Source organism: Spiribacter sp. SSL99 (assembly GCF_009805925.1).
Lineage (GTDB): Bacteria > Pseudomonadota > Gammaproteobacteria > Nitrococcales > Nitrococcaceae > Spiribacter > Spiribacter roseus.
The window spans coordinates 153,950-176,886 of record NZ_MAOM01000015.1 but is presented as its reverse complement, the minus strand read 5'-3'; the positions used below and the strand labels follow the sequence as shown (position 1 = coordinate 176,886).

Here is a 22,937-nt window from a genome sequence, read left to right as displayed (position 1 = left end):
GCTGGATGACGCGCGCGCGATCGATCACGCAGCGCGTGACCCAGGTGAACGAGTGGCTCGCGGGGAGAACGCCCCGTGAGCGTGTCCTTGTGTGTGTGGGAGCATTCATCGTGATCGCGCTGATCTGGCAGATGGCGATATTCTCAGGACAGACGGCGAGACTCGCCGACACGGCCGCCCAGCAGAGGGCGGTGCGCTCGGAAATCACCCAGCTCAACACCACGGCCGACTCGGTCCGCCAGCAGATCGCCGATCTCGAGTCGCCGGACGCGGCCGTGCGCGCCGAGATCGAGGCGCTGCAGTCCGAGATCGCCAGCCTGCCCGGGGGCGGTGCGGGTGATGCGCTCGACTTTCTGGCCGCAATGCCGGTGACCGAGGCGCTGCGAGCGTTCGAGTCAACCCTCGAGGATGAACCGGCCCTCACCGTCATCCGCTTCGACCGCCAGATGGGCGAAGGCGCCGGCACGGGCAATGACACCGGTGAACCGCCGATGGATGTCGATCATCGCCAGCTGCGCCTGGTCTTTGAGGCCACCTTCGCTCAGACCGTCTCCCTGCTCTCGCGGCTCGAGGCGCTGTCGGTGCCGCTGGTTTGGCGCGTGCTCGACTATGCCGTCATCGATCACCCCACCGCGCGGGTGACGGTGCGGTTTGATCTCTACGCGCTGGGAGGTTCCGATCAATAACAGACTATCAGCCGGCGTCGGCGCCCTGCTGCTGGTGGTGAACGCCCTATCAGCCCAGGCGCAGACCCTGACCGATCCGACCGCGCCGCCGGATGCGCTGCTGCGCGCCCTTGAACAGGCGCAGACGCAGCTCGGAGCGGACGAGTCATCGGAGGGGGACGCTGCAGCAGCACAGACATCACCCGATCCGGCGCCAGCGTCACCCAACGCCGTCATCCAGCGGCTCAAAAAGGGTCAATGGCAGCGCGCGGCATTGATCGGGGGCAATCGCCGCGAGGAAGGCGAACGCACCGAACGCGGTACCATCCAATCCATCACGATGGATCAGGTGCGGTTTGAAAGGGATGGAGAGCCCCGCACCGTACGCGTCTACAAGCATGACGTCGTCAAGGAACGACCGGGCGACACGTCAGAGGAATCCAATAATAATGAACAGTAAAAAGGCCCTGCTGCCAGTGCTTGCCATTGCGCTTTTAGCGGGCTGTGCAAACCGGGGCGAGATGTCGGCGGAAGATCAGGCGCTCGCCCTGTCCGAAGCCCTCGGCGGTGAGCAGGCCGGTGCGGCCGCCGGCGCTGAGCCGCCGCCCCTGCCCGCCGCGGCCAACGCCATGCTCGAGCCACCGCCGCTTGACGGCGAGATGCCCGCCCCCGTGACTGAGCCGCGTTTCGATATCAGCGCGGATGCGGTCCCGGTGGCGAACTTCTACCACGGCCTCGTCGCCGACACCCCGTACAACGTCCTTGTCCACCCCGATGTCGAGGGCAGTATTTCGCTGGAACTGAGCGACGTGTCCGTCCCGGAGGTGATGGAGATCCTGCGCGAGGGCTATGGCTATCACTACCGCCGCAGCCAAGGGGCGTACATGGTCCTGCCCTCGGTGCTCGAGACCCGCGTGTTCCAGCTGCACTACATCAATGTCCAGCGCGAGGGACTCTCGGGGACCAGTATCGCCGGCGGCGAAATCGAGTCGTCCGAGGAAACGGACGAATCCAATAACAACCAGGTGAGTGGCAGCAACCTGACCACGCGAAGCAGTTCGCGGCTGTGGAGCGACGTCGAAGCGGCCATCGAGGAAATCATCACCGGTCAGGCGCAGGACGGTGAATCGGCCAATGCCGACAGCGCGCCTGCGGCCGATGCCAATGCCATTGTCGATCAAGGCACCGCCCTGCCGCCACTCGCCGGCCTGACCAGCGGTGAACCGTCCAGTCCGGCGCCTGCAGCGGACTCCGGCGACCGCGCCCGCGTGGTGACGAGCCCCGAAGCCGGCGCCGTCGTGGTCCGGGCGACGCCCGAGGCGCTCGAGCAGGTGGAGACCTTCATCGATGGACTGCAGACGACCGTCAACCGCCAGGTCATCCTGGAGGCGCGGATCGTCGAGGTGACACTGGATGACGAGTTCGAGGCGGGCATCGACTGGGAGGTGCTCTCGCGCGACAACAGCGCGGAGGACGCGGGCGCCGGTGACACCGAGGTGGATGTCTCCCTGACCTCCCCCACCGATATCGGCGGCCTGTTCGAGCTGGGGATCCTGCGCGATGGATCGTTTGATGTGACCATCGATGCCCTCGATGAACAGGGCGACGTCATGGTGCTCTCCTCGCCCCGGGTCTCGACGCTGAACAATCAAAAGGCGCTGATCAAGGTGGGCACCGACACGTTCTTCCAGACGGGTGTCGACCTCGACACCACCACGACTGGTGATACGGCGCAGACAACGGTTGACCCGGAGTTCCGGTCGTTTTTCTCCGGCATCTCGCTGGATGTGACTCCAAGCATCGATGGCGATGGCTCGGTCACCATGCATGTCCAGCCATCGGTAACGAACGTCACCGATGTGCCGCGCACGGTGCAGACCGCCGAGGGCGAGACCGTGACCTTTGATCTGGCGAGCAGCGATGTGCGCCAGTCCGATTCCATTGTCCGCGCCGAAGATGGTGACCTGATCATTATCGGTGGGCTCATGGAGCAGCGCGAGGAAAGCACCGATGCCGCCGTGCCGGTCCTGGGCGACTTTCCGCCGCTGGATCTGCTGTTCAGCCGCCAGCGTCAGGTCTCGCGAAAGGTCGAACTCGTGATCCTGCTGCGCCCGACGGTGATCGGCGATGACACCTGGCAACGCGCCCTCGAGCGCCAGCGGGAGGCCATGCTATGAGCGCCCGCTGCTACGCAATGGCCTTGATGGCCGCCCTGACGGCCCTGGGTCTCGTCACGCCCGCGCTGGGCCAGAGCGGTGACATGCAACGCTCGCCGTCCACCGTCTCCGCCGAAGCCCGGGCGCTTGAGCGCTTTCACGACGGCCAGCGGGCGCTTGAGGGCGACGAACTGCTCACCGCCGCACGGCACTTTCGTGAAGCGCTCTCCCTCGACCCCACGTTGCTCGTCGCGCGACGCGGATACGCCCGGATCCTGATCGTGACCGATCGTCTGGACCGGGCGCAGGCGGTGCTCGCCACGGGCCTGGAGCGAGTGCCCGATGATCTCGCCACGGCGCGCATGCTGGCACGCGTGGCGCAGCAGAATGACGATCCCGCCACGGCCATTCGTGCCCTCAAGGCGATCCGCCCGCCGGCAGACGCACCAACCACCGACATCCCCGCCAATCTGGCCGCGCTCTACCGCCAGACCGGGCAGTATTCGGAGGCCGCGGCCGTTTATGCCGACCTGCGCCGTGTCGAGCCGGACAACCCCACCTGGGTGCTCGGCGAGGCCGTCTGTCTGGATCGCCTCGGGCGCACCCAGCCCGCGCGAAGCGCCTGGGGTGATCTGCTTGAATATCCCGATGTCGATCAACGCATCCTCGACTATGCCCGCAACCGGCACCAGGCGCTCCGGGACTTTGCCCTGCCCTATGGAGACTGACCGCCATGGCCACCGCCCGACCTGAACGCCCGCAACGGCTGGGGGATCAGCTCATTGAACGCGGGCTGATCTCCGAAGCGGATCTGAAAGCGGCACTCGATGAGCAGAAGCGCACCGGCCTGGCCGTGGGCGAGGCACTGGTGCAGATGGGGCGGCTCGCCGAGAGCGACCTCAATACCGTGCTCGCCGAGCATTACGGCGTGCGTACCGCCGATCCGGCGAAGTACTGGGTTGACAAGGAAGTCGCCCAGCAGCTGCCCGAGAACGCGGCGCGCCGGTTCGGGGCCCTGATCCTCGAGGAGACCGGCGAGGAGTTCGTGGTGGCCACCGACGACCCGGGCGACATCATGGCCCTCGACGAGGTGGAGCGCATCCTCCCGAAACCCGTGGAGTTCCGGCTCGCCGGCCGGCAGGAGATCATCGATACCATCAACATGGTCTACGCCCGCACGGATGAGCTCGAGAGCATTGCCGACGAGATCACCGAGGAGATCGAGAGCAGCGACGAGATCGATCTCACCAACCTCAACGTCGGCACTGGGCGTGCCAGCTCGCCCGCCGTGCGCCTGCTGAAAACACTGATGGAAGATGCCATCCAGCGGGGCGTCTCGGATATCCACATCGAGCCGGAAGAAAAGGAACTGCGGATCCGCACGCGCAAGGATGGCATCCTCCACGAGCGGCTCGTGCGACAGGGCAATATGCAGAACGCGCTTGTCTCGCTGCTAAAGCTCATGGCGGGTCTCAACATCACCGAACGGCGTCTGCCCCAGGACGGGCGATTCCAGTCCCGCGTCCAGGGCCGACGCATCGATGTGCGCCTGTCCACCCTGCCCCAGCAACATGGCGAGAGCGTCGTGATGCGCCTGCTCGACCAGAGCGCAGCGGTTTCATCACTGGATCAGACCGGGATGGCAGAGGACCTGCGCAAGCGCTTCCGCTCACTGATGACCATCCCCAATGGCCTGATCCTGGTCACGGGGCCCACCGGATCGGGCAAGTCCACCACGCTCTACGGCGCGCTCAGCGAGATGAACACGGCTGAGGTCAAGATCATCACCGTGGAAGACCCGGTGGAATACGCCCTGCACCGGGTCACCCAGGTGCAGGTGCGCGAGCAGATCGGCCTGAACTTCTCCCGCGTGCTGCGCACCTCGCTGCGCCAGGACCCGGATATCGTCATGGTCGGTGAGATCCGCGATGCCGAGACCGCCGATATCGCCATGCGCGCCGCCATCACCGGCCACCGCGTGCTCTCGACCCTGCACACCAACGATGCCGTCTCAAGCGCCAACCGGCTGCTTGATATGGGCATCGAACCGTTCATGCTCGCCGCCGCGCTGCGGGGTGTGCTGGCTCAGCGCCTGCTCCGTCGCGTGTGTAGCCAATGTGCCGAGACGCGGCCCGCCAACGAGGAGGAAATCGCCTGGCTGACAAGGGCGGGCCACTCAGACCCCGACGGGCTGGTGATCCACGAAGGCCGCGGTTGCCCCCTCTGCGAGCAGTCGGGTTACAGTGGCCGCATCGGGCTCTTCGAGCTCGTGGAGGTGGACGCCGGCATGCGTCAGGCGCTGCGCCAGCGCGACGTGGCGGCGTTCGCTGAACGCGCCCAGTCCGCGTCCGGCTATGTCCCCCTGGTGGGCATGGCGCTTGAGTTCATCGAGCACGGTCAAACCAACGTCGCCGAGGTCGTGCGCGTGCTCGGCGAGCGCATCGGCGAGGCGGAATAACCATGCCACGCTTCAACTACCGGGCCCGCACCAGCGAGGGCCAGCTCATCCAGGGCGAGGTCGACGCCGAGGACCAGTCCCGCGCCGCCGCCTATGTCCTCGATCTGGGTGCGACACCGCTGTGGCTGCAGCAGTCGGACAGCCAGAAGCTGAGCGCGAGCACCGACGTCGGACAGCTCATCGCCCGCTATCTCAAACGCCCCATTCCGCTTAATGATCTGATCATTTTCGCCCGCCACTTCCGCTCGCTCCTGCATGCCGGCGTCCCGGTGATCCGCGCGTTGCGCGGCCTGGCGGAGAACGCCCAGCAGGAGCGGCTCAAAGAGGCGCTTAACTCCGTCGCGGGTAGTCTTGAGGGCGGTACCGCACTGGCCGACAGCATGAACGAGCACAGTGATGTGTTCCCGCCGCTTTTCATTCATATGATGCGCGTCGGCGAGCAGTCCGGGCAGCTCGAGAGCGCGCTCACCCAAATGGCGGACAACCTCGAGCAGGAACGCCAGACCCGCGAGCGCATCAAGTCGGCATTGCGCTATCCCACGTTTGTGCTGATCGCGATCCTCGGCGCCTTTGTGGTGGTCAATGTCTTCGTGATTCCGACCTTCGCCGATCTGTTCGAAAGCCTCGATACCCAGCTGCCATTCGCCACCCGTGCGCTCCTCGCGACCTCGTCGTTCACTCAGCAATACGGCGTGGCGATGCTGGTGGGTGCCGCGGCCGGCGTCCTGCTACTGCGCTACTACCTGCGCGGCGACACCGGGCGCCTGCAGTGGGATCGGTTCAAGCTGCGCATCCCCATTGCCGGGCCGGTCATGCGCCGGGCCCTGCTGGCGCGGTTCACCCGCACCTTCGCCATGGCCCTGCGCGCCGGCGTTCCGCTGCTCACCGCCATCGACACCGTGGCCGATGCCACGGATAACGCCTATGTCAGCCAGGGCATCCGCGGGCTGCGCAGCGGCATCGAGCGCGGCGAGAGCCTGCACACGGTCTGCGAGCGCAGCGGGCTTTTCACCCCAATGGTTTTGCAGATGCTTGCCGTGGGCGAGGAGACCGGCCAGCTCGCCGACCTGATGGACCAGGTCGCGGACTTTTATGAAAGCGAAGTGGATGAGGACCTGAAGCGCCTGCCCTCGTACATTGAGCCCATCATGATCGGGTTCATCGGCCTGCTGGTGCTCGTCCTGGCGGCGGGCATATTCATGCCGATCTGGCAGATGAGCTCGGCGTTCTGATGGGCCGACAGGCAGGACTGACGCTGATCGAGATCGTTTTCGTGATTGGTGTGCTGGGGGTGTTGGCGACGCTGGGGCTGAGAAATTTCGAGTTTGCCGGTAAGGGTCTTTCTGAACAACTCGCCGCCCGTGACGCCATCATTGCGGAACTCCGTCGTGCCCGTGCCCAGGCCCTGCACCGGCTGCCGCCGCTGAATGGTCCGGTGACAGTGACCGCCGATCTGACGGGGGCGGTTTCCAATCAATGGACAGTAGAACCCGACGAGGTCGCGTTTTCGTATGATCGCAATGGCTCGGTGGAAAGCCCCCAACCCCCCGTGGAGATCACCATCGACGGTGGAGGCAACACCCTGAGGGCCTGTTTACCTTCCGCGAACGGTCCCGTTACCGAGGGGGCATGCCCATGAACTTACCCGCCATGCCCTGGCGCCGGGAACGCGGCGTCACGTTGATCGAGATTGTACTGACTCTAGCGCTCATCGGCCTGGGGGCGTCGGCGGTCGCCTCGCTGCTGACTGGTGGGCTCAATATCAACCAGACCAATAATCAGACGCGGGCCGACGTCCGCAATGCGGCCTCCTGCTACGAGACGCTTCTGGCGACGCATGAAACCGGGCAATGGGACCGTTCGGGCTCGACACCTGCGCCGCAGAATGCATGCCCGGCCACGTGGAGGGAGGTTTCATCCACGGACCTGGGAAACTGGGTCAACAACCCGCAAGTCGTAACGGCGCTGACCGATGTCTGTGCCATTCCCGGCCAGCAATCGGGTCGGATTGAATGTCGTGACCCGAACTGGGATTCAGGCGCCGCCACCCAGTTCCGAATCGCGATCACTTCAGGGCGCTCGATCGACCTGATTGTGTCCTGGTCGAGCAACGGAAGCGGTGGAAACTAGGACCCCATGACATGAATCCTTCCATCCTGCCTCACCGATTGAAAAACTCGGACGGCTTCACGCTGATTGAGGTCGTGATCACGCTGCTACTGCTCGGCGTGATCGGTGCGATCATCGCACGACCGCTCATCAACCTGATCGAGACCCGGCAGACCGTCAGCGATGCCACCGCCCGGCAGGTTGATATCGACTATGCCCTGACCCGAATGAGTAAGGAAATCCGGCTCAGCGACGATAGCGAGTCGGTCGCCTGCAACGCGGATGCGCTTGAGATAGGCGGCCAGCGCTACGAGCTGGATGCAGGTGATCTGCTCTTAAATGGCGCATCCCTTGTGGACGATGTCGATCAGTTCACATGCGAACGACTGCAACCGAGTAGCCTTCGGCTTTACCAACTGTCAATCGACGACGCCCGGATGCGTGCCTTCAAAAGGGATCCGCAATAATGTCACTCGCTGACCGCCGCTCCAGGCACGGCCAAGCCGGCAGCATCCTGATCATCACGCTGGTTGTCCTTGTCGGCATCGGAACGATCACGGCTGGCCTGATGACCATTCTTCAGCAGCGCACCGTGACGCTCACCGAGGATATCCGCATGCTACGCGGTCTCGGCGTCGCCGATTCATACCGCCTTGCACTCATCGATGGACGCAACGACGGCGACGTGCAGGACGATCTCGACGACAGCCTCCCGAACGATGGATTTGTGGACTCAGATGGCGATACCTACACCGGGGCGATCGCCTCGAGTGAGACCAGTTGGGGATACCGCTTCATCTATAACCGGAATGGGGTCCCCGGCAGCGGCGGTGGAGTACCGCAATCCCCACCGGACGGGTATGACGACAGTGGCACTCTCAAGGCATGCAAGAAAGACTCGACGGATTGCGAATTCAACGCCGGGCAAGGGAAGAAGCCTGATCCGGACGACAGAGTCTATTTCACTGATGACACGACCCTGAATTTCAATCCCAACGCGGATATAGAACTGGCCGGTGTGATCGTAAACGGCGACCTCAGCATCGTTGCCAACCCCGGCGAAGGGCAGGGTAACAACGCCGCATCGTTGTGCGTAACGGAGCGATTCGATGTCGGTGGCGAGGTGAATGGCCTTGATGAGCTCGGTGACGCACCGGGCGACTGTAAAACGCCCTCGTCAGGCCTGAGCGGAGACGTGGTGTGGACATTCCAGACCGCGGATTGAGGCAGGTTTAGCGTGCTCTCGGTAGTTGTCACGGCTTTTTTCATCGGCGCTCTCATCGGCAGTTTCCTTAATGTGGTGATTGCCCGCCTGCCGGCGCAGATCGAGCATGAGGCCCGCCAGACCGATACCGCGCCTGCCGGCGACGATCCGGCCCCGCCCGGCATCGCCTGGCCGGGGTCGCACTGCCCGCACTGCCAACATGCCATCCGCATTCGCGACAATATTCCCATCATCAGCTGGCTGATCCTGCGCGGGCGGTGTCGGGACTGCGGCAATCCGATCTCGGCGCGGTATCCATTCACCGAGGTACTCACCGCGCTTGTCACCGCGTGGATCGTCTGGCGTTTCGGCGTCGAGCCGCTCACCGGCGCGATGCTGGTCCTGAGCTGGCTGATGATCGCGATGGCCGTCATCGACTTCGAAACACATCTGCTGCCGGACCGGCTCACGCTGAGTGGCCTCTGGCTGGGGCTGCTTGTCAGCGTAGGCACCGACTTCATCTCCCCTACTCTGGCCATCCTGGGAGCGGCGTTGGGGTATTCGTCTCTCTGGATGATCAACATGGCCTATCGATGGCTGCGTGGCATCGATGGACTCGGTTATGGCGACTTCAAGCTCTTTGCGCTGATTGGTGCTTGGGGTGGCCCCGAGGCATTGGTGACGACGCTGCTGTTGGCCCCCATCGCTGCGCTGGTCGTCTTATTGATTCAGGCGCCGTTCAAGGGCATCGACGGCCAGCGCGAGATCCCCTTCGGCCCTTATCTGGCCATTGCCGGCTGGCTGGCGATCACCGCTCCCCCTGCCCTCGCCGCCTGGCTCCCGCCGTGGTCCGGTAGCATTTAACCCGGATAACTGTTCGTTACCTTAGGCTGACCTCTCGGGGTGAAATAAGATACGGTCGTTGACCATCCAATGATGGCAGCCAATCAAGGCGACACCCGAGTGCTCGATTTCCTTCGAACCTGCTGGCGTCATATCCGCCATCTGCGCTGGGTGCAGATGCTCCTGCTGGGGCTGATCCTTTTACTTGGGTTCGGCGTTACAGGCGCCTTCTACGATAACTACCGCGATTCGGTGGACGCCGAGAAGCGCAACGTCCGCTCATCACTCGAGCGGACCACCCAGCTTCTCAGCGAACGGATCGGCCAGAGCGTGCTGCTGAACAATCGCAGCAGCATCGAGCAGCGGCTGCGCCTGCTGGAAACGATGCCGACCATCGGGGTCGTGGTGGTCGCCAATCACCAGGGCGATGTACTGGTCAGGGCACGCAAGCAGGATCAGACCCTCGTTTTCGCTGATCCCACAGGCCCTCAGAGCGCCAGCGGCGATACCGGCTTCAGCGGGCGCTTTCCGGCGCTGGGTTACACCAGTTCGATTCCCTTTGGGACGCGGACGGTGGGCAGCATTACCCTGCGGACCGACGCCCCCCACGTGCAGGCCAGCACCGACGCGCGGTTCCGGCAGTTCCTGCTCGAGTCGTTCGTGATGTGGTGTGTGCTCGGCATCTTCGGCGGCTATCTGTTCATCCAGACCCGTTTCGAGAACCGCCTGCGCAGACAACTCCACGTCGATCCCGTGACCGGCGAACTGTCACGGTTCGGGTTCAATGAGCGATTCCGCGACCGCGATCGATTCCTCCACCAGGCCCTGTTGCTGGTCGATCTCTACGACATGAAAGCGATCAACGCCGGCCATGGCCTGGCGATCGGTGACCGAATCCTGCAGATCGTCGCCCGGACGCTGCGGGCAACCCTCGGGCCACGCGCAGCCGTGGCACGCCTGGACGGCGACGACTTCGCCATCATGATCCCCGCGACACAGTGGGCATCGGTCCAGCAGATCGGCCATGCCGTTACCACGGCCCTGCATGCCGTGCGCTTTGACGAAATCGAGGAGCTCGAGAAGATCAAGGTGTGCGGCGGGGCCGTAATCGTCGGCCCGGAGGATTCGCTATCGCAGCGGCTCTCCGAGGCCGACCTGGCTCTCAAGCATGCAAAACAGCGTGACTGGGGACGCATCGTTTGCGCCGACGCCGAGTTCATCGCCCATTCGCAGAGCACCGGCGCGTTCGTGACCGATCTGCGGATCCGTCAGGGGCTTAAAACCCACGAGTTCGAGTATCACATCCAGCCCATCGTCAACGTCGGCACCGGCGAGACACTTGGTTACGAATCACTGATCCGCTGGAACTGCGAGGGCGAGATGCGTCCGCCCGCGATCTTTCTTGATCGATTCCGCGAGGTGATGAAGGATGATGAGTATTACGCCTATGTCGTGGCCATGCGGCGTGCCCTGACCCAGCAGGCCGCGCGCTCCGGCGTTGGGTTTCTCACCTTCAACATCGGGCTGGAGGATCTCAACAACCTGCAGGACCCGGATCAGTTCGCTTACGATTTCGGTGCGGATTGCCCCAATGGCCCCGAGGTGATCATCGAGGTCACCGAGCGCGGGCTGCCGCGGCATTTCGGCGATGATCTCACCGGTCTCAAGACCGCCTGGGAGGAACTGCGCAGCCGGCACACGACACTCGCGCTGGACGACTTCGGGGCACTGGAGAGCAACCTATATCGACTGCGTGAGCTCGACATCGAGTACGTCAAGATCGACAAGACCCTCATCACCGCAGTGATTGATGATCCCAAGTCACGGGCGATCGTCCGCTCCATCGGGATGCTGTGTGAGGCGCTGGATATCCATGTCGTCGCCGAGGGGATCGAGACGGAAACGCTCAGCCAGACGGTCCTGTCACTGGGGATTCCGATTCAGCAGGGGTTTTTACTCGGAAGGCCGCAGCCGCCGGCGCACTACTTTGGAGGGGGGAATTGAGTGGGTTCGACCCCCTGTTCTATCAGACACAAAAAAGGGGCCTGCGGCCCCTGTTTTGTGTCTGGCGGAGAGGGTGGGATTGATTCGGCCCTGCGGGCCTCACCCTTCGGGCGCATCGCTGCGCGACGCGTCCCAACTGCCTGATGGCAGTTGGTCGAACCCATCATCTGTTTCTTCGTGGGTTCGAACCCTCCTTTTCTATCAGACACAAAAAAGGGGCCTGCGGCCCCTTTTTTGTGTCTGGCGGAGAGGGTGGGATTCGAACCCACGAAGGGCGATCAAGCCCTTACTCCCTTAGCAGGGGAGCGCCTTCAGCCGCTCGGCCACCTCTCCAATTGAACGCGTAGGATACGGGAACAGGCCGGCCGGCGTAAACCGGCCCGGTTCGGTGATCAGCGATCCTCGGAGCCCGCATCGCCGGTGGCATTGCCCTCGTCTTCTTCGCGGATGCGCTCGTAGATCTCCTCACGATGGACCGTGACATCTTTCGGGGCCTTCACGCCGATGCGGACCTGATTGCCCTTCACGCCCAGCACCGTCACGGCGACGTCGTCGCCAATCATCAGGGTCTCGCCCACCCTGCGGGTCAGAATAAGCATTCCGACGACTCCTCGTTGTTATTGCGGCCACCTATACGTCGGACTCGCATAGCCTTGCAATGATTCCCTTCCGGTCGGACTACTTAGGCCAAAGCATAATTGTATATTCTGAGGCGGGGGCTGTCTCCCCCGCATTCAGTCGGACTGGCCTTCAACCCGCACGGTCTTGCCGCTGCGGTCATCCAACTCAAAGGCCTTGTGAAGCGCCCGGGTGCCGAGCTCGAGGTATTTTTCGTCGGTAACCACCGAGATCTTGATCTCGGAGGTCGATATCATCTGGATATTGATGCCTTCGGCGGCAAGCGCCTTGAACATGAGACTCGCCACGCCCGCATGCGAGCGCATTCCCACGCCCACCAGCGAGAGCTTGACGATGCTGCTGTCACCGAACACCTCGCGCGCACCCAGCACCTCGGCCTGTCGGCGGAGAATCTCCAGCGCACGGTCATATTCCGACTTATTGACGGTGAACGTGAAGTCGGTCAGGCCATCATTGCTGATGTTCTGCACGATCATGTCCACTTCAATGTTGGCATCCGCCACCGGCCCGAGAATCTGAGTCGCGATCCCCGGCGTGTCCGGCACGCCGATCATCGTCAGTTTGGCTTCATCGCGGTTGAAGGCGATGCCGGCGATCAGGGGCTCTTCCATACTGCCCTGCTGCATATTCTGTCCCTCCATCGTGATCAATGTCCCGGGGCCATCCTCAAAGGACGACAGCACCCGCAGTGGCACCTGGTACTTGCCGGCAAACTCCACCGCCCGAATCTGGAGCACCTTGGAGCCCAGACTCGCCAGTTCGAGCATCTCCTCGAAGGTGACCTGTTCAAGGCGCCGCGCGGTGGGAACCACCCGCGGATCGGTGGTGTAGACGCCGTCCACATCCGTATAGATCTGGCACTCGTCGGCCTCCAGGGCGGCGGCCAGCGCGACGGCGGTGGTATCCGAGCCGCCCCGGCCGAGGGTCGTGATCGAGCCGTTTTCGTCGACGCCCTGGAACCCCGCCACCACGACGATCCGCCCGGCGCCCAGGTCCTCGCGGATCGATTCGGCATCAATGTCCTGGATGCGTGCCTTGCTGAAGGCGCTGTCGGTCAGGATCCGGACCTGCGCGCCGGTGAGACAGCGCGCCGGGGCGTTCATGCGCTCGAGCACCATGGTCAGCAGTGCAATGGTGACGGTCTCGCCGGTGGACAGCAGCAGGTCGAGTTCACGCGGACGCGGCGTGGTGTTCTGCGCGGCCCCGTAGGCCAGTTCGTTGAGCCGATCGGTTTCGCCTTTCATGGCGGAGACCACCACGACCACGTCATGACCGGCATCGCGCGAGGCGATGGCCTTGCGGGCGACGTTTTCGATGCGCTCAATGTTGGCGACCGACGAGCCCCCGAATTTCTGGACAACTAGCGACATTCCGTTCCCTTGTTATGACTGAAGCTGTGACTGCACCCAGTCGGTGACGGAATCGAGCGCGGCCGGCAGGGCCGCCGCATCACTCCCGCCCGCCTGGGCAAAATCGGGCCGCCCGCCACCGCGGCCCCCCACCTGGGTGGCGACGTGGTTGACGAGATCCCCGGCACGCACCTGCCCGGTCAGATCACTGGTGACCCCGGCCACGAGACGGACCTTGCCGTTACCATCCTCGGCGGCGATCACGATCACGGCCCGCCCGAGCTTGTTCTTGAGCTGATCGACGGTGTCCCGCAGTGACTCGCCCGCGTTCTCCACCCGGGCGGCCAGGACCTTGACGCCCTCGATGTCGGTGGCGGCATCCGCCAGCTCGTCGCCGGCCTGGCTGGCGAGCTTCTGCTTGAGCCGGCCGAGCTCGCGCTCCAGCGAGCGCTGCCGATCAATGTCCTGATCCAGCCGCACCAGCAGGTTATCCGGTGAGACCTTCAGGCGCTCAGCCGCAGCGTCGAGGGTCGCAGCGTCGGCCTGGACCCGGGCCACCGCGTCGGCGCCGGTGATTGCCTCGATGCGCCGCACCCCGGCCGACACACCGCCCTCGGCGATCAGACGGAACAACCCGATGCGTCCGGTCGCCGCAACGTGGGAGCCCCCGCAGAGCTCGGTGGAGACATCACCAAAGCGCACCACGCGCACCCGATCCCCGTACTTTTCACCGAACAGCGCCGTTGCGCCCAGGGAGATGGCCTCGTCATACCCCGTCTCGAAAATCTCGGCATCCTGATCGCGCCGGATCCAGGCATTCACAAGGGCCTCGATCTCGCGGCGCTGCTCGGCGGTGATCGGCTCGAAGTGCGCAAAGTCGAATCGCAGCCGATCCGGCGCCACCAATGACCCTTTCTGGTGAATATGCTCGCCGAGGACCTCACGCAGTGCCGCATGCAGAAGGTGGGTCGCGGTGTGATTGAGGGTGGTGCGATCGCGGCGCGCGCCGTCGATTCGGGCGTCCACGGCATCCCCAAGCCGCAGCTCACCGCTGATCATGCGGCCGATGTGCCCGCGCGCCTGAGCGTAGCGCTGGGTGTCGTCGACCGCAAACTCGACACCATTGGCAACAAGATGACCGCTATCCCCCACCTGGCCGCCGGCCTCGGCGTAAAAAGGCGTGCGATCGAGGATGACCATGCCGGTGTCCCCCGGGGCCAGGGTGTCCACCGCCCCACCGTCGCGGTACAGCCCGATCACCTCGGCCGCGTCCTCATAGACCGCGTGGCCACTGAACTCGGTGGTGCCACCAAAATCGGCCGCGCCGCCGTATTCGGCACGGAACACGCTGGCCGCCCGAGCGCGTTCGCGCTGGGCCGTCATCGCCGCCTCAAACCCTTCCATGTCCAGGTGCAGCCCCTGCTCGCGGGCCACATCCGCTGTCAGGTCCACCGGAAAACCGAAGGTGTCATAGAGTTTGAACACGGTCTCGCCGGGCACGGTGTCGCCCTCGAGATCCTTGAGATCGGTCTCAAGCAGCCGCAGCCCCTGCTCGAGGGTCTCGCGGAAACGCTCTTCCTCGAGTCGCAGGACGCGCTCCACCAGCGCCTGATGCTCGACCAATTCGGGATAGGCCTCGCCCATTTCACCGACCAGTGGCTCCACAAGCCGCCAGAAAAACGGATCGCTGACTCCCAGCTTGTAACCATGCCGCACGGCCCGTCGGATGATCCGCCGCAGCACATAGCCGCGGCCTTCATTGCTCGGAAGCACGCCATCGACCACGAGGAACGAGCAGGCGCGGATATGATCGGCGATCACGCGCAGCGAACTCGACGCGCGGTCATCAGTGCCAACAAGCCCGGCCGCGGCGTCCACCAGCCGGCGGAACAGATCGATGTCGTAGTTGTTGGTCACCCCCTGGGCGACGGCGGCCATGCGCTCGAGCCCCATGCCGGTGTCGATGGAGGGTTTAGGCAGCGGCGACAGCGCCCCGTTGGCGCCGCGGTCGTACTGCATGAACACCAGGTTCCAGATCTCGACATAGCGATCGCCGTCTTCGTCCGGACTGCCCGGCGGGCCCCCGGGCACCTCGGGGCCGTGGTCGTAGAAGATCTCGGAGCAGGGTCCGCAGGGACCGGTATCCCCCATGGACCAGAAGTTGTCGGAGGAGCTGATCCGCACGAAACGCGCCGGGTCCACGCCGATTTCATCGAGCCAGATACCGGCCGCCTCATCGTCATCGGCATAGACGGTCACCCACAGCCGCTCGGCGGGGAGCTCGAGGGTTTCGGTGAGAAACGCCCAAGCATGGCGGATGGCATCGCGCTTGAAATAGTCGCCGAAACTGAAATTGCCCAGCATCTCGAAGAAGGTGTGATGCCGGGCGGTATAGCCGACATTCTCGAGGTCGTTGTGCTTGCCGCCGGCGCGCACGCAGCGCTGGGCACTGACCGCGCGGTTGTAGGGGCGCTGTTCGCGGCCAAGGAACACATCCTTGAACGGCACCATCCCCGCATTGGTGAACAGCAGGGTGGGATCGTTGGCGGGGACCAGCGAGGCGCTGGGCACGATTTCGTGACCGCGCTCGGCAAAGAACTCGTGGAAGGCCCGACGGATGGCTGCACTGCTTTTATTCATGCCGATTCGCTTTCAAGTGTCTGTGTTGTCATCGTCGCCCGCCGCCGCGTCGAGAACGCGACGCACGAGTTCGCTCCCAAACCCGCGGCCGGCCAGAAACCGGGCCTGCCGGGCCCATTCGCGCCGATCCGCAGGCGCGCGCCCGAACCGCCGCTGCCAGGCGGCACGACAGTGTTCAAACCACGTATCGTCGACAAGTTCGAGTGAGCGGTCAATGTCTGCGCCAGTGACGCCGCGCGCCTGCAGATCCGCTCGGATCTTGAGCGGGCCCTGGCCATTTTCCGAACGCGTTCTCGCGAACATCTCGGCAAAGCGCTGATCGCTCAGGAGATTCTCCGCCGCAAGGGCGTCCAGCACGGGAGGGATATCGGCGCGTGGGAAGTCACGCGCCTCGAGCTTTCGCTGTAGTTCGGCCCGCGAGTGCTCGCGGCGGGCCAGAAGCCGGATGCAGCACTCGCGGATCGATTCGGCGGGGTCGCCGGCGCCGTCGCTCATGGTGCTCAGGCGTTCGCCCCGCCCTCTTCAGTGGTCGTCGACGCCGTATTATCCGAGGGGAGATCGAGGAGCTTCTGGCGCAGCGCCTGCTCGATGGAATCGGTGATCTCCGGATGCTCCTTGAGGAAGTTGCGGACGTTGTCCTTGCCCTGACCGATGCGATCGCCGTTGTAGCTGTACCAGGCGCCGGACTTGTCGACGATGCCGTTCTTGGCGCCCAGGTCGATCAGCTCGCCCTCGCGGGAGATCCCCTCGCCGTAGAGGATCTCGAACTCGGCCTGCCGGAACGGCGGCGCCATCTTGTTCTTGACCACCTTGACGCGGGTCTCGTTGCCGATCACCTCGTCGCCCTTTTTGATCGCCCCGATGCGGCGGATGTCCATACGCACCGATGAGTAGAACTTGAGTGCATTGCCGCCGGTGGTGGTCTCCGGGCTGCCGAACATCACGCCGATCTTCATGCGGATCTGGTTGATGAAGATCACCGTGGTGTTGGAGCGCTTGATGTTGGCGGTGAGCTTGCGCAGTGCCTGCGACATGAGCCGCGCCTGCAGGCCGACATGCGAGTCACCCATCTCGCCCTCGATCTCGGCCTTGGGCGTGAGGGCGGCCACCGAGTCGACCACGACGACATCCACGGCACTTGAGCGCACCAGCATATCGGCGATCTCGAGCGCCTGTTCGCCGGTGTCCGGCTGCGAGACCAGCAGCTCATCCACGTCCACGCCAAGCTTGCGGGCGTACTCCGGGTCGAGGGCATGCTCGGCGTCGACAAACGCCGCCGTGCCGCCGGCGCGCTGCGCCTCGGCGATGGCCTGCAGGGTCAGTGTGGTCTTGCCGGACGACTCCGGGCCATAGATTTCCACCACCCGGCCGCGCGGGATGCCACCAATGCCAAGCGCCACGTCCAGGGCCAGCGAGCCGGTGGAGATGACCGGGACGTTGCCCACGGCGCGGGCATCACCCATGCGCATGACCGCCCCTTTGCCAAACTGCTTTTCGATCTGGCCGAGGGCCGCGCCCAATGCTTTCTTGCGATCTTCGTCCATGCTCAACCCCTGGGTGTACAAGCTGTCGATAATGCGTTGATTGTCCCATAGTCCCGGCCAACCGCCCACCCCGGCCGTCGGCCAGACCGCCGCGTCAGGCGGTGGGAAAACGCATCAGCAGCCCATCGAGGGCATGCACCACACTCTGATGGCGAATGGCATCACGATCGCCTTTAAAGGTCACTGCCTCACTGACCACCTGCCCCGCGGGCAGGCCCCAGGCAAACCAGACAAGCCCCACCGGCTTACCGGCCGTACCACCGCCCGGACCGGCGACACCCGTGGTGGCGACGGCGACCCGCCCGGCGATACCGGCCTGCGCGCCCCGGGCCATTGCCTCGGCCGTGGCGGCACTCACCGCGCCGTGTCGGGCCAGAGTCTCAGCCGGCACCGCAAGCCGCGCCTGCTTGGCGGCATTGCTGTAGGTGACGAGTCCTTCCTCGAACCAGGCTGAGCTGCCGGGCTGATCGGTACACACCTTGGCGATCCAGCCCCCGGTGCATGACTCGGCCGTCACCAGTCGCTGGCCGGCGTCGCCAAGACCGGTGGCGAGACGCCTGACCCGTTCCGCCAGACCGTTGTCGGTTGGGACGGTCACGCCGGGTCAGCGCACCACGGTGACCGGGCAGTCGGCCTGATGCAGCACCCGCTGACTCACGCTTCCAAGGAGAAACTCCTTGAAGCCACTCAGGCCGCGGCTGCCGATGACCACCTGGGGCTGATCCTCAGCGGCGGCATGGGCGACGATGGCCTCGGCGGGATGGCCCGAGACGATCTGCTCCTGGATCTCGACAGCCGTCTCACCCAGCACCTCGCGGGTGGCGGCGAACGCCTTCTCGGCGCTCTGATCGCGCAGGCGCTCGAAGGCTTCGGGCGAGAAGTATTCCAGCTCCTCCGGGCCGGGCGCCTCGGTGGGAATGCCGAACATGTCGACCGGATCACGGGGAAAGGCGTACAGCAGGCGGACCGGCACATCCAGTGCCTGTGCCAGACCAAGCGCATACTCGGCCGCCGCACTGGCGCCTTCGGAGCCATCCACCGGAACGATCAGGATCTTGGGTTGACGGGACATGATGCTCTCTCCTTGTCGATTTAACCCGATATGGCCAATCCCATCTCAGTCATCATCGGCTCGAAAATGCCGCCGACGAGATAGGCGATCACGGCCGCGCCACCGCCCATGAAAAGCGTTTCGATGCCGGCACGCCAATGGCCGTCGCCCAGAATAACGCCTTTGACAAAGCCGATGCCGAAAAACGTGACCGCCGTCAGGACGCTGCTCACGGCGAATGCGACGTCCACGCCCACCAGCGGGAGCATGAACGGCAGCAGTGGAATGGCGCCCACGATGACGAAGGCGCCGAACGTCCACAGCGCGGCGCGGAGCGGCTCCGCCCCCTCGAGGTCGAGCCCGTGCTCCTCGCGCAGCATGGTCTCCACCCAGAGTGATTCGTCGGCGGAAATGGTCTCGACGATCTCCTCGAGCACCTCGCCCTCGAAGCCCTTGCGGGCGAAGATCTGGCGGATCTCTTCGCGCTCGCCGTCCGGCACCTCGCGGATGTGGCTGTTTTCCGTGGCCCGGGCCTGCTCGACGGCATCGCGATCGCTTTTCACGCCCTGGTAATTGCTTACCCCCATGCTGAACCCATCGGCGATCAGGCTCGACAGCCCCAGGCTGAACGCGATCAGGCCGGGCAGTCCGGCGCCGGCGACGCTGGCCACCACGGCGAAGGTGGTGACGCAGCCATCGATGCCCCCCAGAATGGCGTCGCGCAGGTAGCTGGTGCGCCGGCCCGACTCCAGGCGATGGCGGATGTCCTCGGGCCGATGGCTGTGTTCGAGCTCCCGCATCTCAGGCGTCCGTGTCGAGGGGGTGGACGCGCAGGCTCCAGACTTCCGGGCCCGTGTCGACGGCGGTCACCTCGAAGCGATCCGGATACTGGGCGCGGATATAGTCGGGCAGATGCGCGGGGCGCTCGCGGAACACCAGCAGGATGTCCTCGCCCGGCTGCAGCGCGGCGAGGGTCTGCTCGACCAGCATGAGCCGGGTCTGCGGGCGATGCAGGCGCAGGTCGATGACGCCGCCGGGATAACCCCCGTCCATCGCGCTAGAACCCCAGCGGCGAGGTTTCGTTGAAGTCGGTGGAATCGGCGAGCGCGGCGACGAGCGCCGCCTCATCCATGGCGTCCAGCGCGGCCGCCGCCTCGCGCTGCGAGTCCGCGGCAATGGCCAGCTTGCGCGGCTGCCCGGAGTGCTCGCCCGGCCCGGGGCTGAACATGAGGTAATAGGTCCCGTAGGAACCGAACAGCACGTCGACACTCCACTGGATACCATTGGGATCACTCAACCACCGCATGAAAGACCTCCTTTCGGTGCTAGAGTCTAGCGTTTAATGCCCGGGGAATGCATGGACACCGACGCGTCGAAAACACCATCAACGCCCATCGTCATGCTGTTGCTCTGGTTGACCGGCCTGTATCTGCGCCTGACCGTGCTCGTCGCCCCGCCCCTCGCGCCCCGCATCGCCGATGATCTGAATCTGGGACAGGCGGCCACCGGCGCGCTCACCACCCTGCCGATCCTGATGCTCGCGGTGGCGGGGCTTGGCGCCTCGTGGCTGATCAGCCGCATCGGCGCCCGCCGCACCCTCATCACTGCCCTGCTTCTGGTGGTCCTGAGCTCATCCGCGCGGGGGCTGGGTGGCGTGCCGACGCTTTTCATCGCCACCGCCGTGATGGGCATCGCCATTGCCGGCATCCAGCCGGCGCTGCCGACGCTGCTCACCGAATGGTGGCCATCGCGGATTGCCATGGGCACCGCCATTTACATGAACGGCATGCTGATCGGCGAGGTCATCGGCTCCACCCTGACGCTGCCGGTCATGCTCCCCCTGGCCGGCGGCGACTGGCGCCTGACGCTGCTGTTCTGGTCGCTGCCCGCGCTGATCCCGGCGCTCAGCATCCGGCTGCTGAGCCGTCCCTCGCGGGCCTTTGAAAACGACACCGGGCATTGGCTGCCTGACTGGCGCCGGCCGCTGGTCTGGAAGCTGGGGATCCTGCTGGGGGCGAGTGGATCGGTGTTCTTTGGCGTCAATGCCTATATGGGCACCGTGCTCGAGGGCCGCGGCGAGGCCGAACTGCTGCCCCTCGCGCTGACGCTGTTCAACACCACGCAGATCGCGGCCTCGCTGATCATGTTCACCGTGGGCCAGCGCTGGATCGGCCACCCGAGGCCACTGCAGGTACTGATGCTCGTCAGTCTGCTGGGACTCAGCGGCTTCCTGTTCCTGGCGGGCTGGCCGGCGCTGACCGCGCTCATCCCCACGGGTCTGTCGGTCGGCCTGCTGCTGATCCTGCTGGTCGCCCTGCCGCCGCTCTATACCCGCGGTAATGCCACAGCCGCGCTGGCCGCCGGCATGTTCGCCGTCGGCGCCATCACCAACTTCTTTGTCCCGCTGCTGGGCGGGCTGGTCGGCGACTGGTTGGGGGCGGCGCGCTATTCGGTGGTGCCGATCCTGATCTACGGCGCGGTGGCGCTGCCACTGGCGCGACGCCTGCCGGCGCGCTCTGGCTTGTCCCACGAATAGAAATGCATGGGCGGCAGATTCACCCATTCGCACTCCACCAGTGGCTCGCCCATCACCCGGCGTCCCTGCCGACACACGGCATCGCGGAACTGATAGGCGGTGAACCGCCCGCCCGGTGCGAGGGCGGCCCAGACCGACTCGAGTATGCCGTCCGCCACGGCCTCCGGCAGGGTCGAGAAGGGAATGCCCGAGAACACGATATCCGGCGCCGTCAGCCCGTGCTGGCGGATCAGCGTGGCCAGGTCAGCGGCACTGCCCTCAGCCACATGCAGGCGCGGGTCACGGATCCCCGCCAGTTCGCGGACGAACGCGGGGTTGGTGTCGATGGCGAGCAGCCGGGCATCCGCCGGCAGGGCTTTCAGCACGGCGCGGGTGGTCCCGCCGGTACCAGGCCCCAGTTCCACCAGCGTCCGGGCATGGGCGGCGTCAATCACGCGAAGCAGGCGCTGTTCGAGAAAGCGCGAGCTGGGCACCACCGATCCCACTTCACGGGGTCGCTGGAGGAATCCCTTCAGAAACGTCAGTCGATCCGCCATGGTCGTCATCCGCGCGTCGCTCCCTTGATCGCCACCGTTGTGATGGGCATTGTCAGGTCATGATCATACGATTTATGCGCAGCATGATGGGTCGCAACGGCGGCGACAATCCCCCCAGGGTGGTGGCCGAGACCACCTATCAGGGCTACACGATCAGCGCGACGCCGCGCGAGGATCCCGGCGGCTGGCGGGTCAGCGGACAGATTTCAATGGATCGGGACGGCACCACGCTGACGACCACGTTCGTGCGCGCGGATGTCCATGGCAGCCAGGAGATGGCCGCCGAAGTGACGCTGGAGAAGGCACGGCGCCTGATCGACGAACAGGGGCCGAGCCTTTTCAACGCCTCACACTGAGGCGATCAGGCCATCCACTGGCCGCCGTTGATGCTCAGCGTTGAGCCGGTGACGAACCCCGCCCCGTCGCTCGCCAGGTAGGCCACCGCCTGACCGACTTCCTCGGCCTCGCCGAGGCGGTTGACCGGGATCTGGCCGACGATCTTCTCAAGGACGTTCTCTGGCACCGCGGCCACCATCTCCGTGCTGATATAGCCCGGTGAGACGACGTTGGCCGTCACGCCCCGACGGGCATTCTCCTGGGCCACCGATTTGGTGAAGCCGATCAGTCCCGCCTTGGCCGCGGCATAGTTGGCCTGCCCCATCTGGCCCTTCTGGCCGTTGATCGACGCAATCGAGATGATCCGCCCGAAGCCGGCTTCGCGCATCCCATTGATGACCGCCCGGGTCATGTTGAACGCCGAGTTCAGGTTGGTGGTGATGACCGCGTTCCAGTCCGCCTCCTCCATTTTGTGCAGGGTGGCGTCCCGCGTGATGCCGGCATTGTTGACGAGCACGTCGACGGAGCCATAGGTCTCCACCACGTCGGCCACGCCCTGCTGACAGGCCGCGAAGTCGGAGACGTCCCACTTGCGCGCCGGGATGTCGGTATCGCGTGTGAACGCCGCCGCGGCCTCGTCATTGCCCTGATAGGTCGCGATGACCTGATGGCCCGAGTCTCGCAGCGCCCGCGCAATGGCGGCCCCAATGCCCCGGGTCCCTCCGGTTACCAGTGCCGTTCTCGTCATGCCGTGATCCTCCGGATATCGCACAGTGAATGGCTGCACGGTACCCGCCGCCCGCGCCGTATGGCGATACGCACCGCAACATGCCATTCCAAATGACGCTCGACATCGGCACAATCGCG

General features: G+C 64.9%; 26 protein-coding genes and 1 tRNA gene. 14 read left to right on the top strand and 13 right to left on the bottom strand.

Translation table 11 applies throughout. From position 1 onward, the window contains the following. The first annotated feature begins 5 nt into the window (after positions 1–5). The 12 genes from gspM (at position 6) to BA899_RS04465 (ending at position 11,439) form a co-directional block, all read left to right on the top strand. Entirely contained in the window at positions 6–686 is a 681-nt protein-coding gene (gspM, locus tag BA899_RS04520) for a type II secretion system protein GspM (RefSeq protein WP_159299880.1), read from the top strand. After that, positions 652–1,125 carry a hypothetical protein gene (locus BA899_RS04515; RefSeq protein WP_159299879.1) on the top strand — a complete coding sequence of 158 codons (474 nt, stop codon included), beginning with the start codon at positions 652–654 and terminating at the stop codon, positions 1,123–1,125. The genes gspM and BA899_RS04515 overlap by 35 nt, the downstream gene beginning before the upstream one ends. After that, a complete protein-coding gene (gene mshL / locus BA899_RS04510) occupies positions 1,115–2,842 on the top strand; it encodes a pilus (MSHA type) biogenesis protein MshL (protein WP_159299878.1) in 1,728 nt (575 codons plus the stop codon). Before BA899_RS04515 ends, mshL begins: the two co-directional genes overlap by 11 nt. Then, on the top strand, positions 2,839–3,549 hold the full coding sequence (locus BA899_RS04505) for a tetratricopeptide repeat protein (protein WP_159299877.1): 711 nt from the start codon (positions 2,839–2,841) through the stop codon (positions 3,547–3,549). The genes mshL and BA899_RS04505 overlap by 4 nt, the downstream gene beginning before the upstream one ends. Positions 3,550–3,554: 5 nt before the next feature. Continuing rightward, positions 3,555–5,279 (top strand): GspE/PulE family protein, encoded by a 1,725-nt coding sequence (locus tag BA899_RS04500; RefSeq protein WP_159299876.1) that lies wholly within the window; start codon positions 3,555–3,557, stop codon positions 5,277–5,279. A 2-nt stretch (positions 5,280–5,281) separates the two neighbouring features. Further along, positions 5,282–6,511, top strand: coding sequence for a type II secretion system F family protein (locus tag BA899_RS04495; protein ID WP_159299875.1), 1,230 nt, complete (start codon positions 5,282–5,284; stop codon positions 6,509–6,511). Next, complete coding sequence (locus BA899_RS04490) at positions 6,511–6,918, top strand: Tfp pilus assembly protein FimT/FimU (RefSeq protein WP_159299874.1); 408 nt, start codon at positions 6,511–6,513, stop codon at positions 6,916–6,918. Before BA899_RS04495 ends, BA899_RS04490 begins: the two co-directional genes overlap by 1 nt. Next, a complete protein-coding gene (locus BA899_RS04485) occupies positions 6,915–7,409 on the top strand; it encodes a prepilin-type N-terminal cleavage/methylation domain-containing protein (protein ID WP_159299873.1) in 495 nt (164 codons plus the stop codon). Before BA899_RS04490 ends, BA899_RS04485 begins: the two co-directional genes overlap by 4 nt. Positions 7,410–7,420: 11 nt before the next feature. After that, the gene (locus BA899_RS04480) at positions 7,421–7,855 is read left to right on the top strand and encodes a type II secretion system protein J (RefSeq protein WP_159299872.1); all 435 of its coding nucleotides are present in this window, start codon (positions 7,421–7,423) and stop codon (positions 7,853–7,855) included. Beyond that, positions 7,855–8,613 (top strand): hypothetical protein, encoded by a 759-nt coding sequence (locus tag BA899_RS04475; protein ID WP_159299871.1) that lies wholly within the window; start codon positions 7,855–7,857, stop codon positions 8,611–8,613. Before BA899_RS04480 ends, BA899_RS04475 begins: the two co-directional genes overlap by 1 nt. Before the next feature lie 12 nt (positions 8,614–8,625). After that, positions 8,626–9,456, top strand: coding sequence for an A24 family peptidase (locus BA899_RS04470; protein WP_159299870.1), 831 nt, complete (start codon positions 8,626–8,628; stop codon positions 9,454–9,456). 72 nt (positions 9,457–9,528) lie between these two features. After that, positions 9,529–11,439 (top strand): GGDEF domain-containing protein, encoded by a 1,911-nt coding sequence (locus tag BA899_RS04465; protein ID WP_159299869.1) that lies wholly within the window; start codon positions 9,529–9,531, stop codon positions 11,437–11,439. Between the two features lie 241 nt (positions 11,440–11,680). On the opposite strand, the gene BA899_RS04460 is transcribed toward BA899_RS04465, so the two are convergent. From BA899_RS04460 to BA899_RS04410, 11 genes are all read right to left on the bottom strand, one after another. Beyond that, a tRNA-Ser gene (locus BA899_RS04460) sits at positions 11,681–11,772 on the bottom strand. 59 nt (positions 11,773–11,831) lie between these two features. Continuing rightward, positions 11,832–12,038 (bottom strand): carbon storage regulator CsrA, encoded by a 207-nt coding sequence (gene csrA / locus BA899_RS04455; protein ID WP_159299868.1) that lies wholly within the window; start codon positions 12,036–12,038, stop codon positions 11,832–11,834. Positions 12,039–12,173: 135 nt separating this feature from the next. Next, on the bottom strand, positions 12,174–13,448 hold the full coding sequence (locus tag BA899_RS04450; RefSeq protein WP_110883277.1) for an aspartate kinase: 1,275 nt from the start codon (positions 13,446–13,448) through the stop codon (positions 12,174–12,176). Between the two features lie 12 nt (positions 13,449–13,460). Continuing rightward, a complete protein-coding gene (gene alaS, locus BA899_RS04445) occupies positions 13,461–16,067 on the bottom strand; it encodes an alanine--tRNA ligase (RefSeq protein WP_159299867.1) in 2,607 nt (868 codons plus the stop codon). 12 nt (positions 16,068–16,079) lie between these two features. Then, positions 16,080–16,562 carry a regulatory protein RecX gene (locus tag BA899_RS04440; RefSeq protein ID WP_159299866.1) on the bottom strand — a complete coding sequence of 161 codons (483 nt, stop codon included), beginning with the start codon at positions 16,560–16,562 and terminating at the stop codon, positions 16,080–16,082. A 5-nt stretch (positions 16,563–16,567) separates the two neighbouring features. Continuing rightward, positions 16,568–17,611: a recombinase RecA gene (gene recA, locus BA899_RS04435; RefSeq protein WP_110883280.1), complete on the bottom strand. Its 1,044-nt coding sequence runs from the start codon at positions 17,609–17,611 to the stop codon at positions 16,568–16,570. 94 nt (positions 17,612–17,705) lie between these two features. Continuing rightward, positions 17,706–18,209, bottom strand: coding sequence for a CinA family protein (locus BA899_RS04430; RefSeq protein ID WP_159299865.1), 504 nt, complete (start codon positions 18,207–18,209; stop codon positions 17,706–17,708). Between the two features lie 6 nt (positions 18,210–18,215). Further along, on the bottom strand, positions 18,216–18,683 hold the full coding sequence (locus BA899_RS04425; RefSeq protein ID WP_110883281.1) for a universal stress protein: 468 nt from the start codon (positions 18,681–18,683) through the stop codon (positions 18,216–18,218). Positions 18,684–18,703: 20 nt separating this feature from the next. Further along, a complete protein-coding gene (locus BA899_RS04420) occupies positions 18,704–19,462 on the bottom strand; it encodes a VIT1/CCC1 transporter family protein (protein WP_159299864.1) in 759 nt (252 codons plus the stop codon). Between the two features lies 1 nt (position 19,463). After that, positions 19,464–19,715: a DUF2249 domain-containing protein gene (locus BA899_RS04415; RefSeq protein WP_157809069.1), complete on the bottom strand. Its 252-nt coding sequence runs from the start codon at positions 19,713–19,715 to the stop codon at positions 19,464–19,466. A 4-nt stretch (positions 19,716–19,719) separates the two neighbouring features. After that, positions 19,720–19,968: a hypothetical protein gene (locus tag BA899_RS04410; protein WP_159299863.1), complete on the bottom strand. Its 249-nt coding sequence runs from the start codon at positions 19,966–19,968 to the stop codon at positions 19,720–19,722. 51 nt (positions 19,969–20,019) lie between these two features. Between BA899_RS04410 and BA899_RS04405 the strand changes: the two genes are divergently transcribed. Beyond that, on the top strand, positions 20,020–21,198 hold the full coding sequence (locus BA899_RS04405) for a CynX/NimT family MFS transporter (RefSeq protein WP_200833058.1): 1,179 nt from the start codon (positions 20,020–20,022) through the stop codon (positions 21,196–21,198). Here BA899_RS04405 and BA899_RS04400 read toward each other — a convergent pair. Beyond that, positions 21,132–21,743, bottom strand: coding sequence for a class I SAM-dependent methyltransferase (locus BA899_RS04400; protein ID WP_144347495.1), 612 nt, complete (start codon positions 21,741–21,743; stop codon positions 21,132–21,134). The genes BA899_RS04405 and BA899_RS04400 overlap by 67 nt on opposite strands. 50 nt (positions 21,744–21,793) lie before the next feature. Here BA899_RS04400 and BA899_RS04395 point away from each other — a divergent pair, with 50 nt between their 5' ends. Beyond that, positions 21,794–22,090, top strand: a complete 297-nt coding sequence (locus BA899_RS04395) for an HlyU family transcriptional regulator (protein ID WP_159299861.1) — start codon at positions 21,794–21,796, stop codon at positions 22,088–22,090. Between the two features lie 5 nt (positions 22,091–22,095). Here the strand turns inward: BA899_RS04395 and phbB are convergent, their stop codons facing one another. Beyond that, positions 22,096–22,818, bottom strand: a complete 723-nt coding sequence (gene phbB, locus BA899_RS04390) for an acetoacetyl-CoA reductase (protein ID WP_144347497.1) — start codon at positions 22,816–22,818, stop codon at positions 22,096–22,098. Positions 22,819–22,937: the final 119 nt, after the last annotated feature.